General features: G+C 66.2%; 12 protein-coding genes. 7 read left to right on the top strand and 5 right to left on the bottom strand.

Annotated elements, in window-relative coordinates; translation table 11 throughout:
* Positions 1-26: 26 nt before the first annotated feature.
* From GORHZ_RS28845 to GORHZ_RS28835, 3 genes are read right to left on the bottom strand one after another with little or no spacing between them, the layout of a single operon-like run.
* Positions 27-1,193 (bottom strand): NAD(P)/FAD-dependent oxidoreductase, encoded by a 1,167-nt coding sequence (locus tag GORHZ_RS28845; protein WP_006339526.1) that lies wholly within the window; start codon positions 1,191-1,193, stop codon positions 27-29.
* A gap of 10 nt (positions 1,194-1,203) precedes the next feature.
* The gene (locus GORHZ_RS28840; RefSeq protein ID WP_006339525.1) at positions 1,204-2,433 is read right to left on the bottom strand and encodes an NAD(P)-binding domain-containing protein; all 1,230 of its coding nucleotides are present in this window, start codon (positions 2,431-2,433) and stop codon (positions 1,204-1,206) included.
* A 27-nt stretch (positions 2,434-2,460) separates the two neighbouring features.
* The gene (locus tag GORHZ_RS28835; RefSeq protein WP_006339523.1) at positions 2,461-3,021 is read right to left on the bottom strand and encodes an OsmC family protein; all 561 of its coding nucleotides are present in this window, start codon (positions 3,019-3,021) and stop codon (positions 2,461-2,463) included.
* Between the two features lie 225 nt (positions 3,022-3,246).
* On the opposite strand from GORHZ_RS28835, the gene GORHZ_RS28830 reads away from it, so the two are divergent.
* The 3 genes from GORHZ_RS28830 (at position 3,247) to GORHZ_RS28820 (ending at position 7,681) form a co-directional block, all read left to right on the top strand.
* Entirely contained in the window at positions 3,247-4,311 is a 1,065-nt protein-coding gene (locus GORHZ_RS28830) for an alpha/beta fold hydrolase (protein ID WP_006339515.1), read from the top strand.
* A gap of 103 nt (positions 4,312-4,414) precedes the next feature.
* The gene (locus GORHZ_RS28825; RefSeq protein ID WP_006339513.1) at positions 4,415-5,839 is read left to right on the top strand and encodes a selenium-binding protein SBP56-related protein; all 1,425 of its coding nucleotides are present in this window, start codon (positions 4,415-4,417) and stop codon (positions 5,837-5,839) included.
* A gap of 138 nt (positions 5,840-5,977) precedes the next feature.
* Complete coding sequence (locus GORHZ_RS28820; protein WP_006339512.1) at positions 5,978-7,681, top strand: FAD-dependent oxidoreductase; 1,704 nt, start codon at positions 5,978-5,980, stop codon at positions 7,679-7,681.
* Here GORHZ_RS28820 and GORHZ_RS28815 read toward each other — a convergent pair.
* On the bottom strand, positions 7,668-8,270 hold the full coding sequence (locus GORHZ_RS28815) for a TetR/AcrR family transcriptional regulator (protein WP_006339511.1): 603 nt from the start codon (positions 8,268-8,270) through the stop codon (positions 7,668-7,670). The genes GORHZ_RS28820 and GORHZ_RS28815 overlap by 14 nt on opposite strands.
* A 101-nt stretch (positions 8,271-8,371) precedes the next feature.
* Between GORHZ_RS28815 and GORHZ_RS28810 the strand changes: the two genes are divergently transcribed.
* The 3 genes from GORHZ_RS28810 to GORHZ_RS28800 are packed head-to-tail and all read left to right on the top strand — an operon-like array spanning position 8,372 to position 12,122.
* Positions 8,372-9,538, top strand: a complete 1,167-nt coding sequence (locus tag GORHZ_RS28810; protein WP_006339510.1) for a spirocyclase AveC family protein — start codon at positions 8,372-8,374, stop codon at positions 9,536-9,538.
* Positions 9,538-10,371, top strand: a complete 834-nt coding sequence (locus GORHZ_RS28805; RefSeq protein WP_006339509.1) for a CbbQ/NirQ/NorQ/GpvN family protein — start codon at positions 9,538-9,540, stop codon at positions 10,369-10,371. Before GORHZ_RS28810 ends, GORHZ_RS28805 begins: the two co-directional genes overlap by 1 nt.
* 29 nt (positions 10,372-10,400) lie before the next feature.
* The gene (locus GORHZ_RS28800; protein WP_006339508.1) at positions 10,401-12,122 is read left to right on the top strand and encodes a nitric oxide reductase activation protein NorD; all 1,722 of its coding nucleotides are present in this window, start codon (positions 10,401-10,403) and stop codon (positions 12,120-12,122) included.
* A 165-nt stretch (positions 12,123-12,287) separates the two neighbouring features.
* Here the strand turns inward: GORHZ_RS28800 and GORHZ_RS28795 are convergent, their stop codons facing one another.
* Positions 12,288-12,851, bottom strand: a complete 564-nt coding sequence (locus tag GORHZ_RS28795) for a hypothetical protein (RefSeq protein ID WP_006339507.1) — start codon at positions 12,849-12,851, stop codon at positions 12,288-12,290.
* Between the two features lie 490 nt (positions 12,852-13,341).
* Here GORHZ_RS28795 and GORHZ_RS28790 point away from each other — a divergent pair, with 490 nt between their 5' ends.
* Entirely contained in the window at positions 13,342-14,106 is a 765-nt protein-coding gene (locus tag GORHZ_RS28790) for an AfsR/SARP family transcriptional regulator (protein WP_006339506.1), read from the top strand.
* Positions 14,107-14,184 lie beyond the last annotated feature (78 nt).

Here is a 14,184-nt window from a genome sequence, read left to right as displayed (position 1 = left end):
CAGAGCGGATGATTGTCGAATCCCATTCACGCGGCGGGTGTTTGGTCGATTGCGAGGAGCGCGTCGATTTCCGGCCGCATGGCCTGGCTCAGGTCTCGGAGATGTCCGCGCAATACATCGAGATCCCAGGCGTAGCTCGCGATGCGCTCGGTGACGTCGAACAAGGGCGTAGCGAGTCGATCGCGGATGCGTTCGTAGTCCGTCAGGGCATCGCTTCGGGCACGTCGGCCAACAGGTGTGTCGAGAACCGCGTCGGCGAGCAACTCCGCGTCGCGCAGCGCATCGGTGATGCCATGGGCGGTGATGGGGTCCTTGAGATAGGCGGCGTCGCCGACCAGCGCCCAGCCGGGGCCCGTCGAGGCGCGGACCCAGCCCGGCCGGCCGGGGTCGGCTCGGAGCGTGCCGACGGGCGACGTGGCACTGATGGCGCGCGCAAGTCTCGGGTCTGCCTCTGCGAGCAGCCAACGGAAGGTGGCGTCGAGGCTCGTGCGTCGTTCCCTGGCGAACCGGGTGCTTGCGGTGCCCGCCCACACACACGCCAACCCGTCGCCGGTGGGTATCACGCCGCCGGCGAATCCCGGGCGGTATGCCCAGTGGTAGCGATCCCGCGGGAGCCCGGGAAAGTAGCCGTAGACGACCGCACCGGACTCGACTCCTCGGCGTCGGAAGGGGGCGTCCACAGCGTGCGCGATCGTCGAGTTCCGGCCGTCGGCGCCGATGACCAGTGGCGCCGCGGCACGGAACCTGGTGCCGGTTCCGCGCTCGATTCCCTCGACCCCGTACACCCTGCCGCCCTCGGTCAGCACACGCATGACGCGGGCCGGGGTGCGCACCTCGGCACCTGCGGCGCGGGCGGCTTCGAGAAGCAGGGGGTCCAGGACGGTCCGGCGCGGGGCGCGGAGTGCGGAGATCCCACCGCCGGGGCGGATGTCGACCGTCTCGATCTCGTCGCCATAGACGAACTCGGTCGAGCGGATGGCCGGGGTGCCGGCGGCTACGACGTCGTCGAGCAGTCCCCAGCGGTGCAGCTGTAGTACTCCGCCACGCATGAGCGCATGCGTGGACAGCGTGTCGGTGCCGGGGCGGGACGCGTCGATGACGAGCACGCGCATGCCGCCGCGGGCGAGCAGCATCGCGGTCGCCGCGCCTGCACACCGGCCGCCGACGACGATCGCGTCGTAATGGTGGTTCATCGGAAACTCCTTATGTGGCATCGAGGTAGCTGGTGAGGTGGCCGCTGAGGTATGCGGAGTCTGCAGCGGCACCGTCGATGAAGGTCGACTTGCGACGCCGCAGGAACGGCATGCCCATGACGTACAGGCCGGGGCTCGCGGTCACTCCGCCGTCGTGACGGACATCGCCCTTCCGGTCGAAGACCGGGACGTCGAGCCACGACAGGTCCGGACGAAACCCGGTGGCCCACACGATCGTTGCGATGGCGCCTGAGGTCAGATCGAGAGACAGCGGGGCGGGTCCGGAAATCTCAGTGGGAGAGAACCGTTCTGGCGGATCGTCGACGTCCAGACCAGTGATCGCCCACGCGTCGATCGTGTCGAGCAGCCGTCCCAACTTCAGGTCCGCCAACGCGAACATGTTGGGCAGCGAACCGGAGAACTGGGCGACCCCATCTCGGATGCCCGTCAACCGCCCGACCAACTGCACCCCGATCCTGGACAGGGAATTCAGGTCGACGGTGCGACGGTCGTCGGAGCCGACCAGTTGCATCGACGGCAGGCGACGAGCCCGGGCGAGGTCGGGAATCCGGTCGTAACGCTCGTCGAGGAGTCCGGACGCGTCCATCCACCACAGGATGTCCTTGCCCCGATAGGTTCGCGGCATCCGGACGTGCTCGCCGACGGCGAGGGTGACCGGGCGGCCGGAGCGGTGTAACTCCTCGGCGATCTGGACACCGCTCGCCGAGGCGCCGACGACGAGAACGCCGCCCTCGGGGAGTTCGCCCGGATTGCGGTAGTCCGCCGGGGTGAGGTTGGTGATCCCGTCAGGAACTCCGGCCTGCAGCGCAGGCACTTTGGCGACGGTGCAGGCGCCCGCGGCGACTACCACCGACCGCGCGAGCCAGGTGTCCTGGTCGGTCTGCACCCGGTACCCGCCGTCGGTGCGTCGCACAGACGTCACGGTGGTGTTCGCCCGGACGGGTGCCGCGGAATCCTTCGCGTAGTCCGCGATCAGGGTCACGACGTCGGCTGCGGCGAGGTAGCCGTGGGGATCGTCACCGCGGTAGGCGTACCCCGGCAGCCGGGTCATCCAGTTCGGTGTGAGCAGCCGCAGCGAGTCCCACCGCTGCGTGCGCCACGCATGCGCCACCTCGCCGCGTTCCAGAACGAGGTGATCGATGGAACGGGCGGCGAGGCGGCGACTCATGGCCAGCCCGCTGTGACCTGCACCCACCACGACGGTGGTTGTCTTCAGCATGGGGGACTCCTACTGCGCTGCGCCGGCCTACGCCACGTCGACGGTGACGTTGGTCGGATTGGTCAGGATGTCGTAGACGGCGGATCGCTTCTGCGACTGCGCGACAAGGGCCTTGATCTCGTCCGCGGTGGCATCGGCGTCGATCGTGTAGTTCACCCTCACGCCGCTGAAGCCGTTGCGGATCTGCGGGTCGGCCCCGAGGATTCCGTGCAGATCATGATCGGCCTCGACGGTGGCCTGCACCGAGCGCAGCTGAATCCGACGTTGCTGGGCGATGGAGGCGATGCCGGCGGTCAGGCAGCTGCCCAACGCGACCAGGATGTACTCGACCGGCGTGATGCCGTTGTCCTGCGCGGCGAACGCCAGGGGATGGTCGGCATCGTAGGTGAACGTCGTCTTGTGCTGCTGTTGCGCGCCGAAGCCGTAGAACGTGTCCACGGCCGAGCGGCTGTGGGTGCCGCCCATCCAGGAAACCGTTGCTTTCCAGTGAAATTCGGCGATCTCCGGCGTGTCGGCCATCGCGTCGCGGACGCCGAGCAGTGCTGCGACATTGACGCCGTTGTCCGCGGCGGTGTGCATCGTGGTCATGTGAGTTCTCCATCTCTGGGTGAAACGTGCTTGGTGATTGGTGCATCGGTGATGACGTCGGTCGCGGAAGAAGGACGCAGTGCGGGGTGTTCGATTGCGTTCGCCTTGTGCGATGGCGTCTTCGGGTGTGCACTCAAAAGATAGGAATTCGGCGTCCCCCACCGCATCGGTGCTACTACCCAAACAGTGACGACGAGCATGTCGGCGCGCACGTAGCATGTGCACATGCGGCAGGAACTGCGGTTCTGCACGGCGCCAGATGGGGTGCGGCTTGCGTACGCCACGAGCGGACGCGGCGAAGCGGTGGTCAAGGTCGGACATTGGATGACCCACCTCGAGCGGGATCGGACGTCGCCCGTCTGGCGCCACTGGGTGGAATTCCTGAGTGAGGAGCACACCCTCGTCCGATACGACGAGCGCGGCTGCGGACTTTCCGACCGGGAGTATCCGAGCCTCACGCTGGAGAACTGGGTCGACGATCTCGAGGCTGTCGTCGACGCTGCGGGCTCCGACGAGTTCACCCTGTTCGGCGCCAGCGGGGGCGGTCCGGTGGCGATCGCGTATGCGGCTCGTCATCCGGAACGAGTGACCGGCCTCGTGCTCTACGGCACGTACAGCCGTGGCCGGATGACCCGAGACCCGACACCGGAGGCGCGCGAGGAAGCCGAAATGCTCCTCTCGCTGACCAGGCTGGGCTGGGGCAAGTCGAACCCGGCGTTTCGACGAGTGTTCACGACCCTGTTCATCCCGGGTGGCTCGGATACGCAGACGGCCTGGTTCGACGAATTGCAGCGAGCATCGTGTTCGGCAGAGCACGCGGCCCGCTCCCGTGCCGTGCGCTACACCGTGGACGTCAGCGACATGGCGCGGACGATCACCGTTCCGACGCTGGTACTGCACTCCCGGGACGACGCAGTGGTCTCGATGGACGAGGGGCGCAACGTCGCGTCGCTGATTCCGGGCGCCACGTTCGTCCCACTCGACAGCGCCAACCACATCTTGCTCGACAACGAACCGGCCTGGAGCGAGTTCCGCGCGCAACTGCGCAACTTCCTACCCGCCGGTCACCCGGCGCCGCCACCGCTGCAGGACGGCCTGTTCACCGATCGTGAGATCGAGGTCCTCCGCTTCATCGCCCAAGGCAGGGACAACGAAGAAATCGCGGCCGTCCTGCATCTGAGCGTGCGGACCGTGGAACGGCACCTGTCCAACTGCTACGCCAAGCTCGGGGTGCGCGGGAAGTCGGCGCGAGCAGCCGCTGCCGCCCGTCTCGCCACCCTGCAGCGGTAGTGCCGCGGTCGGGAAACGGGGATGGACTTCCTCACCGCCGAGGCGAAGAATCGACAACGGGACATCTGGCACCAACGGCGCATGAATGCATCGAGGAGGCGTCATGGCCCACACCGATCCCACTTTTTACCGCAGTCCGGGGGCCGCCATCACGGCAGCACCCGAACAGATCGCCTACGTCGCCGCGTACGACCCGGCCGGGCAGCAACGCGACGCGATCGCCGTCGTCGACTGCGACCCCGACTCGTCGACATACGGCGGTGTCGTGGGCTGGACAGAGCTGCCGACCGCCGGCAACGAACTGCATCATTTCGGCTGGAACGCCTGCTCGAGCGCGCTGTGTCACGACCACGGCCATCACGAGCACGGCCATCACGGCGACGCGATGGAGCGCCGCTACCTCGTCGTGCCCGGCATCCGGTCGTCGAATACCTACGTACTCGACACCAAACCCGACCCCCGACACCCGGTGCTGGCACACACGATCGAGGCCGACGAGTTGGCCGCCAAGGCCGGATACTCCCGCCCGCACACCGTGCACTGCGGGCCGGGTGGCATCTACATGTCGGCGTTGGGCGGACCCAACGGCGACGAGGGCCCCGGCGGCGTGGCACTGATCGACCACGACACGTTCGAGGTCATCGGGCCATGGGAGGTCGATCGGGGACCGCAGCATTTCGCCTACGACGTGTGGTGGCATCTTCGGTACGACACGGTGATGACATCGGAGTGGGCGTCGCCGTCGATGATCGAGAACGGACTCAATCCCGCGGACCTGCTCGGCCGCAAATTCGGTCACCACCTGAATTTCTGGAGCATGTCGGAGCGGAAGCTGACCCAGCGCGTGGACCTCGGCGATCAGCACCAGATGGTGCTCGAGTTGCGGCCTGCCCATGACCCGTCCAAGGCGTACGGCTTCGCCGGCGTGGTGATCAGCGTCGAGGATCTCTCGGCGTCGGTGTGGTTGTGGCATCGCGATGGCGACCAGTGGGCGGTCGACAAGGTGATCACCATCCCCGCCGAACCTGCGGCCGTCGACGACCTGCCGCCGGCGCTGCAGCCCTTTGCCGCCGTACCGCCCCTCATCAGCGACATCGACCTGTCCGTCGACGACCGATGGCTGTACGTATCCTGCTTCGGCACAGGCGAACTCAAGCAGTTCGACGTCAGCGATCCGTTCCATCCGCGCGAGACGGCATCGGTGCGGCTCGGCGGGATCACCGGTCGCACGCCGCATCCGGCCGCGCCCGACCTGCCGCTGGCCGGTGCGCCGCAGATGGTCGAGATCAGCCGCGACGGGCGGCGGGTGTATGCGACCAACTCGCTGTATGCCGCCTGGGACGAGGTGTTCTACCCCGACGGCGTGGGGGCGTGGATGGCCAAGATGGACGCTGACGTCACCGCCGGTGGCCTCGTCCCCGACGCTGGATTCTTCCCCCACGGTGACGACTTCCGTGGCCTGCGAGTGCATCAGACCCGGTTGCAGGGCGGCGATGCCTCGAGCGATTCGTACTGCTACACCGACTGACCGCTGGCGCGGTCTCATCCTGGAGGCGATTTCCACGGCTGTTCTTTGAGGCTGATGCCCCATGCCTCGTGGTGGCGTTCGGGTCGAGCATTGCTCCGTAACGGATCGAGCATGATCGCGACGAGGCCAGGAGGAATCATGTTCACGGTCGACGAATTGTCCACCCTTCCGCTGTTGTCGGGGCTGGGGGAGAAGGAGCTGGAGTATCTCGCCGGAGCCGTCGAGGACCTCCACGCGGTCCCCGGCGAGTACGTGGCCCACGAGGGCGACGGCCGATTCCTGGCGATCGTGGTCGAGGGCGAGACCGAACTGACGAAGCTGGTGAACGGCGTCGAGCAGGTGATCGCCGTCCGGCACCCGGGCGAGGTCGGCGGTGAGGTTCCGATGACACTCGGTACCCCGCTGCCCGCCAGCATGCGGGCGGTCGAGTCGTCGCGGGTGCTGAAGATGACGGTCGACGTGTACCACACGCTCGTCGCCATGGCTCCGCAGATCTCCACGATCGTCGGGACCGCCGCGTTGGAGCGGATGGAGATGCTCACGACGGCCACCGCACAACCGCTCGAACCCGCGATCTTCGTGATCGGCCCACGCCTCGACCAGGGAATTCACAGCTGCGACGCATTCCTGCACCGCAACCGGATTTCCTACCATCGTCTGGATCCCGACGATCCCGCAGCCATCGCACTCACCGGCGGCGCTGCCACCAGGTATCCGGTCGTGGTGCTGCGCGACGGCACCCAGCTCGTCGCGCCCACCATGAGGGCCGTTGCCACGGCGGTCGGCCTGACCGTCAAGCCGAGCCGGGCGCACTATGACGTGGTCATCGTCGGCGGTGGGCCGGCCGGTCTGACAGCGGCGGTCAACGCCGCATCCGAGGGCCTGCAGACCGCAGTGATCGAGTCCTTCGCCCCGGGCGGGCAGGCGGGTACGTCGACCCGGATCGAGAACTACACCGGATTCCCGTTCGGTGTCTCCGGCGACGAATTGGCAAGCCGGGCACTGCAACAGGCGAGTCGACTGGGTGCCGAGATCCTGGTGACCCGCCGCGTCGTGGGTATCGATCCCATCGGAATGACCGTCACACTCGACGGCGGTGACATCCTCCATACCAAGTCGATCGTCCTCGCGACGGGGGTGGAGTGGCGCCGCCTCGACATAGACGGCATCGACCGATTCGTCGGTTCCGGGGTCTACTACGGAGCGGCCCGCAGCGACGCCGGTCTGGTGCAGGGCATCGACCTGTACCTGATCGGGGCGGGTAACTCCGCCGGCCAGGCCGCCGTCTTCTTCTCCGGCCACGCCCGATCGGTGACGCTGCTGGTGCGAGGCGAATCATTGGCAGACACCATGTCGCACTACCTCATCGAGCAGATCGCGACGAAGGCGAACATCCGTGTGGAGACGCGATCCGAGGTTGTTGCGGCGTACGGCGACGAACTGCTCGTGGCGATCGACGTCGTCGACCGAAGGACCGGGTCGACCTCGCGTCGTGATGCCACGGCGTTGTTCGTGCTGATCGGCGCCGAAGCGGCGACGGATTGGCTGCCCCCGGACATCGCCCGTGACGAGCATGGGTTCGTGGTGACCGGGCCCGATGTGCTCGGTGCCGGACAGTGGACGGGTGACCGCAGGCCGTATGCGCTGGAGACGAGCGCTCGCGGCATATTCGCCATCGGTGACATCCGCTCGGGTTCGGTGAAACGCGTTGCGGCGTCGGTCGGTGAGGGCGGCATGGCGATCGCATTCGTGCACGGCTACCTACAGCTGCCCGCCGGCGTGGCGTCGCGACCCTTCCGCCCATCGGGAAGGAAGGGCGACGCCGAGGTCAGGGCAGCTTGACGGCCGACACGTACATGTCGACCATCGGCCGATAGAGATCGACATCGTCGAGTTCGCTGCCGAGGACGACGGCATCACTGGTGGCGATGAGTATCTGAGCGAATGTCTGCGGTGAGATGAGGAGCGTTGCGCCGAGCCGAGTCACGCCTTCGACGATGAAATCGGACAATGCCGCGACGACCTCGGATCGCTTTGCGGCGACCCGCTCTCGGGCGTCGGGGTTACGTAGAAGATAGAGCGTGAACTCGTGCCCCAGCGCAGCGCGCTCGACGCCGCGGTCGCGGCTCAGGCGAAGCCAACGCTCGGCGATCGCGTCTCGCTCCTGAGCCCCGACCTGCGGCGCTGCCATCACCGCCTCGGCGAAATCATCGAAGTATCCGCGCCAGTATCTGTCGCTGACCGCCAGGAACAAGTCTTCCTTCGTCGAGAAATGCTTGTAGATGGCGCCCTTCGTATAGCCGGCGGCGCGGGCGATGTCGTCGAGAGTCGCCGGAGCGAATCCCTTCTCGGCGAATACGTCCTCGGCAGCATCCAGCAGGAGCGTGCGTGTGTGCGCGAGGCGCCGTTCCGGTGTCCAAGGCTCCGCCATGTCGGAATTCTGTCATACGTATTCTCAGAAACTTATCAGTTACCGAGATACCGAATGGTATCTTGACCGTGCAATCAAGGGGAGCACGTCGAGGAGGGGCAGTGAGCGAACTCTCGAATACCAAGCGGGTTGTCACCGAAAAGCTCAGCGGCACAATCGAATCAGACAAGAAAGATCAGCCTCGGAGCAGTCGGGTCAAGATCTGGGCCATCATCGGGGGCCTGGTGCTCGCGCTTCAGCTGTACGTGTGGATTCGCTGGGTCAGCGGCCCCTACTTCGAGCGGGTACCGAGCGGACCCACCGATCCGCCGATGTACATGAAGGTCTTCCTGACCTCGAATGCCATCCTGATGTGGGTGATCCTGCCGATCACGATCTGGTTCTTCATCATCAGACCCTGGCTCCGGGAACGCCGGATCACGCTCGACGGCATCCTGCTGGTGTCGATGGGTCTGATGTTCTTCCAGGACCCGATGCTGAACTACTTCAACACCTGGTGCACCTACAACACCTGGCTGTTCAACCTCGGGGCGTGGACCCCGTACGTCCCGGGATGGCTGTCCCCGGACTCTCCCGGCCGGCAGGTCTCGGAACCGATCCTGACGAACGCTCCGGGCTACGCGGCCGGCGTTCTGATGCTGACGATCTTCGGCTGCTGGGTCATGCGCAAGATGAAGACGCGGTGGCCGAACATGAGCAACCTGCGCCTGATCGCGGCCATGTTCGGAATCGCGTTTGTCTTCGACTTCGTCATGGAGGCCCTCTTCCTGTTGCCGTTCGGGCTCTACACGTACCCGGGCGCGATTCGCGAGCTCTCCTTCGCCGCGGGTACCTATCACCAGTGGCCGGTCTATGAGGGAATCCTGTGGGGCGGGGTGCAGACCGCACTGTGCTGCCTGCGCTACTTCACCGACGACCGTGGGCGCACCGTCGTCGAACGCGGGCTCGACCATGTCCGTGGCGGGTTCGCCCGACAGCAGTTCACCCGATTCCTGGCGATCTTCGGAGCGGTGAGCGCCTGCTTCTTCCTGATCTACAACGTGCCGATCCAGTGGTTCGCCATGCATGCCGATCCGTGGCCCGAGGATCACATGAAGCGTTCGTACTTCATCGGCGGCATCTGCGGTGAGGGCACCGACGTCCCGTGCCCGGACCCCATCCTGCCGATGCCGACCGACCGGTCCGGATTCATCAACTCGGACGGCAAGCTGGTGTTGCCCGACGGAGCTCAACTGCCGACGACCGTGCCGATCGAGGTGTCGAAGTGATGGCGGTCAACGGTCGTCCCGTCATCGACTCACCCGCTGCGGACACACCCTCTGCGGCGGCCCCGTTCTACCGTGCCGTCGGAGATGAGGTGGAGGTGTTCCGCGCGGCGGCGCGCCGCGGACTGCCGGTGCTGTTGAAGGGACCGACCGGATGCGGCAAGACACGGTTCGTCGAGGCGATGGCGCACGAACTCGGAAAGGAGTTGGTCACCGTCGCGGGCCACGAGGACATGACCTCGGCTGACCTGGTGGGTCGCTTCCTGCTCAGGGGCGGCGAAACGATCTGGGTGGACGGCCCGCTGACCCGCGCTGTGCGCGACGGCGCCATCTGCTACCTCGATGAGATCGTCGAGGCACGCCAGGACACCACCGTGGTCATCCATCCACTCGCCGATCACCGGCGTGAACTTCCGCTCGACCGGCTTGGCACGACTTTGCCCGCCGCACCCGGCTTCCAGCTTGTCATCTCATACAACCCGGGCTACCAGAGCGTGCTGAAGAACATCAAGGAGTCGACCCGCCAACGCTTCGTCGCCATCGAACTCGACTTCCCTCCCGCCGACATCGAAACGGAAATCGTCGCCCACGAGGCGGGGATCGATGGCGAGACCGCGGGGACGCTGGTCACGCTCGGGCGGGCGATCCGCAGCCTGGACGGCTCACCGCTGCGTGAGGTCTCTTCCACCCGGATGCTGATCCTCGCCGGCGGACTCGTCGCCGAGGGACTCAGCCTGCGCAGCGCCGTGCGGGCAGCGGTCGTCCGGGTCCTGTCCGACGACCCGGACGTCGTACGCGCGCTCGGTGAACTCGCCGATGCGGTGCTGCCCCAGTGAGCGATCGCGCGAAGGGCATGTGACTCGCCGTGAACGAATCCGGCCCCGTAGCGCCCGAACGATTTCGGCTGCTCGCCGGCTACCTCGCCGGCCGGTCGATCGATGTAGCGGTGGCAGCGGCGGGAGTTCCCGCGCACACCGATGGACAGGTGGTGTTCGTGTCGGCGGGAGGCTCTGCCGAGCAGCAGCGGCGCGAGGTGATCGTGCAGGCGGCATTGATCGGAGCGGGCAGTCTCGACCGGCGACTGGTGAAGAGCTTGCGCGGACACCCGCCGGCAGCGCGCCGCTACGTAGCCCTGGAGGGGCACCGAGTGTTGGACGAACTGGCTGCACGCCTGCCCCTCGCCGCCTCGATCGGCCCCGACGCGGCGCCGATCACGGCCACCGCGGACGAGTCACTCGACATGGCACGAGGCCGCACCCACGTGGATGATCCGCCGGAGTGGTACGGAGCCATCAAGCCATCGAAGCTGCTGGGATCATCCGCCGGACCGGGTGCACGCGCGAGTGATGAGGAACTGCGCCTGCAGTTCCATCCCATCGACCTGCCTGAGTCGGATGATGACGACGACGAGGACGCCCAGGAACTGTTTGAGAACAGCAAGATCCTCAGGCTGTTCGAGAATCCCGTTGTCAATTCCCGGATGATCTCAGACTTCCTCCGAAAGATGTTCGGCGGTAGACGATCTGAGAGCAGCGACGCCCCGGGTGGTGAGTTGGCGGTCCGCTCGCTTCGTCGCATGCGGGAAGCGGGGCCGGATGCGCGGCCACTGCCCAGTCATATCCGGTTCGCCGACGGCGACAGACCCGGTGCGGCCGTCGGCGTCGGCGGAGCGCTGCATCCCGAGTGGGACGTATTCGGCAGCCGGTATCGGGCCGACTGGTGCCGGGTGATCGACTTTCCGCTGATGGTCCCCGCCGACGTATCCTCCGCCGGTATCGAGCAGGATGATGTGCTCCGACGACGCCTGTCTCGAGTTGGCCTCGGGCGTAGGGTCGTGCGCCGCAGCCCCGATGGCGACGACCTCGACGTCGAGGCGCTCATCGATCTGGCCGTTGATCTGCGCTCTGGCCACTCACCGTCGGAGAACGTGTACACGGACCGCCGCCTCCTCGCGCGCGAACTCGGGGTGCTCATCCTGGTCGACGCCTCGGGCTCTGCGACCGACACCGATTCGGACGGGCTCGCCGTTCACGATCACCAGCGGCGTGCGGCCGCGACACTCGCTGCAACGCTGGAAGAACTCGGCGACCGGGTCGCCGTGTACGCGTTCCGGTCGCACGGCCGCCACGCCGTTCATCTGCCGGCGATCAAGAACTTCGGACAACCCTTCGGAGCCATCGGACGTGCGCGGATCAACCAGCTTCGACCGTCGGGTTACACCCGCCTCGGTGCCGGCATCCGTGGTGCCGGCACGATTCTGAAACAGGAGGCCGGCACGCCCAACAAACTGCTGTTGGTGCTCTCGGACGGATTTCCGTACGACGACGGGTACGAAGGGCGTTACGCCGAAGCGGACGCGCACCGAGCGCTCGAGGAACTCCGGGCGGATGGCGTTGCGTGTCTGTGCCTCTCGCTGGGTGCCGCCACGGACACGGCTTCGCTCGAACGTGTCTTCGGCTCTGCAAGCCATGCCAGCGCCGCAAACCTGGCGGCACTGAGCCCACGGATGGACGAGCTCTTCCTATCGTCGCTTCGGGAACTCGCCGCCCCGAGGCGGCGGGCCCCGAGAACAAAGGTCAGACCATAGCAGTCTGAGGAAGTAGCGATGATGTTTGCGCTGGATCGCGGACGTGCCGCCGGCGACGGTCCGCGCAAAGCTTCCCAGATGCCGTAGTTGTCCGCGCGCCTGGTCGCGGGGGATCGACTGGTGTGCGTGCACCCACCACGGTATGGGGCCAATCCGCCCGGTCTGCTATCGCCACACCCAGAAGTCGACCTGGGGAACATTGTTCAGGAATCCGTAGCCGAGGTAGACGCCGTTGGGCATGCGGCGCAGTTCGTCGTGAGCGAACGGCAAGCCGCTGCGCGAGTAGTCGATCCACACGACCGGCTTCCGGTCGATCGCCGACAATCCGTATCGGACGTTCGCCGCGACTCCCTCGCCGCCCAGAACCCGGTTGTTCAGCCAGCCGTCGTAGAAGTGCTTGCCGGACCACACAGCCGCCGCGGCGGCCATGGCCGTCGGGTTGGGCGCCCCGACCGGCCGGGTTTGGCCGTTCATCACCACGTTCGTCGGCAACGGACCGGCGGGGAGCCGGCCGAACAGCGAATCGAACTGGGCCTGGGTGCAGGTCTCTCCAAGTGCGGCGACGGTCTCGGACACCGCGACAGGCGCGTTCAGGTTGGTCGGGCAGACCGGTGCCGCACGCGCGGCGCCGACACCTGCCACGGACATACCCGCCGCGGCCCCGGCGACGAGAACGGCCGATAGGCCCCGCCGTAAGCGGGTGGATACCGTGGGCGACGTGAGAGTCATGGTCACTCCTTCATTTCTCGTGGTGCACGCTGTACCAGAAGGAACCCTCTGAATCTCACGGTACGCCGTCCCGCCCAGCCGCACCGGACCTCGGTCCACTTCTGTGGAAGGTGTTGAAGGTGCTTCTACCTGCGGTTATGCCCATCAACTCCCTGTGCCCGCTGCCCGGCGTCCTCGAGGAACTGGTCCGATTTCGGACGCACCCTGCACCGATGGTGATCGCTCTTGCACACCGGTGCACTACACGTACGGTCAATGCACTCGAATCGCGAAGAACCCGTTTACACCGCACTGGGGAGCGAGCAAAGAATAGAGTTGCCGCATGGGTAATCCGGTTTAGCCCAATCGCGGAATGCCAGAGTCATGCAACCCGGGGAGGTGGCTGGGTGGTTATCACGGCTCACTTGGTGGCCGGGCATGTCGGATACGGTCGGAAGCTCCCTTTCGCGCAACCCGTCCGGCCCGGTCGTGTTCGGCGAGGTGTCACACGGTGAGCGCTGGAGTCCTCATTCGCCGTCTTGGTCCGTTTCAGGTCCTCAAGACCGGAAGTCCTCTGTCGCTGCGGTCTGGAGGCAAGGCGGAACAGCTACTCAGCTGTCTGGCCCTGCACCCGCACATCGGGATTCATCGCGAAACGTTGGTCGAGCGTATCTGGCCGGAGACCTCGCTTGGGCCAGCAATCCAGTGCCTGAACACGTTGACGCACTCGCTGAAGATGCAACTGGCCGATGCGCTCGGGGGACAACCGCCAATCGTGCATAGCGAAAGCCACTACGCCCTCAATCTGGACGGCGGTGTAAGGGTGGATGTGCTTGAGTTCGAATCAGCTATCGAGACAGGACACCGCTTGCATTCGGAAGGGTCGACGGGGGCGGCCATCAAGTCATACGAACGCGCCGTCGATCTTTACCGCGGTGACCTGACACCTGCTCCCGACATTTCCGCACTGCTGGAGCGTGAGCGGTTGCGCGCAGCATGCCTGACAACTCTGGCCCGGCTCGCGGACACGCATTTCGGAGTCGCGGCCTATGACAGGGCGCTTGAAACTGCGCTCCGACTGCTCGCGATCGACCCATGTCGCGAGGACGCACACAGGATGGTTATGCGCTCATACGTCCGTCTTGGTGCGAGGGCCCAGGCACTTCGGCAATACAAGCTGTGTCGGATCATCCTCGACGGCGAGTTCGCTGTCGCACCCGAACCTGCCACAGAGCGGCTCTTCCGGCTCATTCGCACGGATCCTGGCCAGGTCTGAACCCGGCGGAGCGAACCGAGGCTCCCACCCCGAGCGGACCTCACCAAAACATCATCGCGAGCTTTCTGGCTCTTCACC

It is taken from the genome of Gordonia rhizosphera NBRC 16068, assembly GCF_000298195.1.
In the GTDB taxonomy this organism is placed as follows: domain Bacteria; phylum Actinomycetota; class Actinomycetes; order Mycobacteriales; family Mycobacteriaceae; genus Gordonia; species Gordonia rhizosphera.
The sequence above is the reverse complement of the archived record's forward strand: the minus strand, read 5'-3'. Positions and strand labels throughout refer to the sequence as shown.

Bases quoted from the DNA above. Each gene is read 5' to 3' on its own strand.
- GORHZ_RS28845 (WP_006339526.1), bottom strand. From the start codon at position 1,193: ATGAACCACCATTACGACGCGATCGTCGTCGGCGGCCGGTGTGCAGGC.
- GORHZ_RS28840 (WP_006339525.1), bottom strand. From the start codon at position 2,433: ATGCTGAAGACAACCACCGTCGTGGTGGGTGCAGGTCACAGCGGGCTG.
- GORHZ_RS28835 (WP_006339523.1), bottom strand. From the start codon at position 3,021: ATGACCACGATGCACACCGCCGCGGACAACGGCGTCAATGTCGCAGCA.
- GORHZ_RS28830 (WP_006339515.1), top strand. From the start codon at position 3,247: ATGCGGCAGGAACTGCGGTTCTGCACGGCGCCAGATGGGGTGCGGCTT.
- GORHZ_RS28825 (WP_006339513.1), top strand. From the start codon at position 4,415: ATGGCCCACACCGATCCCACTTTTTACCGCAGTCCGGGGGCCGCCATC.
- GORHZ_RS28820 (WP_006339512.1), top strand. From the start codon at position 5,978: ATGTTCACGGTCGACGAATTGTCCACCCTTCCGCTGTTGTCGGGGCTG.
- GORHZ_RS28815 (WP_006339511.1), bottom strand. From the start codon at position 8,270: ATGGCGGAGCCTTGGACACCGGAACGGCGCCTCGCGCACACACGCACG.
- GORHZ_RS28805 (WP_006339509.1), top strand. From the start codon at position 9,538: ATGGCGGTCAACGGTCGTCCCGTCATCGACTCACCCGCTGCGGACACA.
- GORHZ_RS28795 (WP_006339507.1), bottom strand. From the start codon at position 12,851: ATGACTCTCACGTCGCCCACGGTATCCACCCGCTTACGGCGGGGCCTA.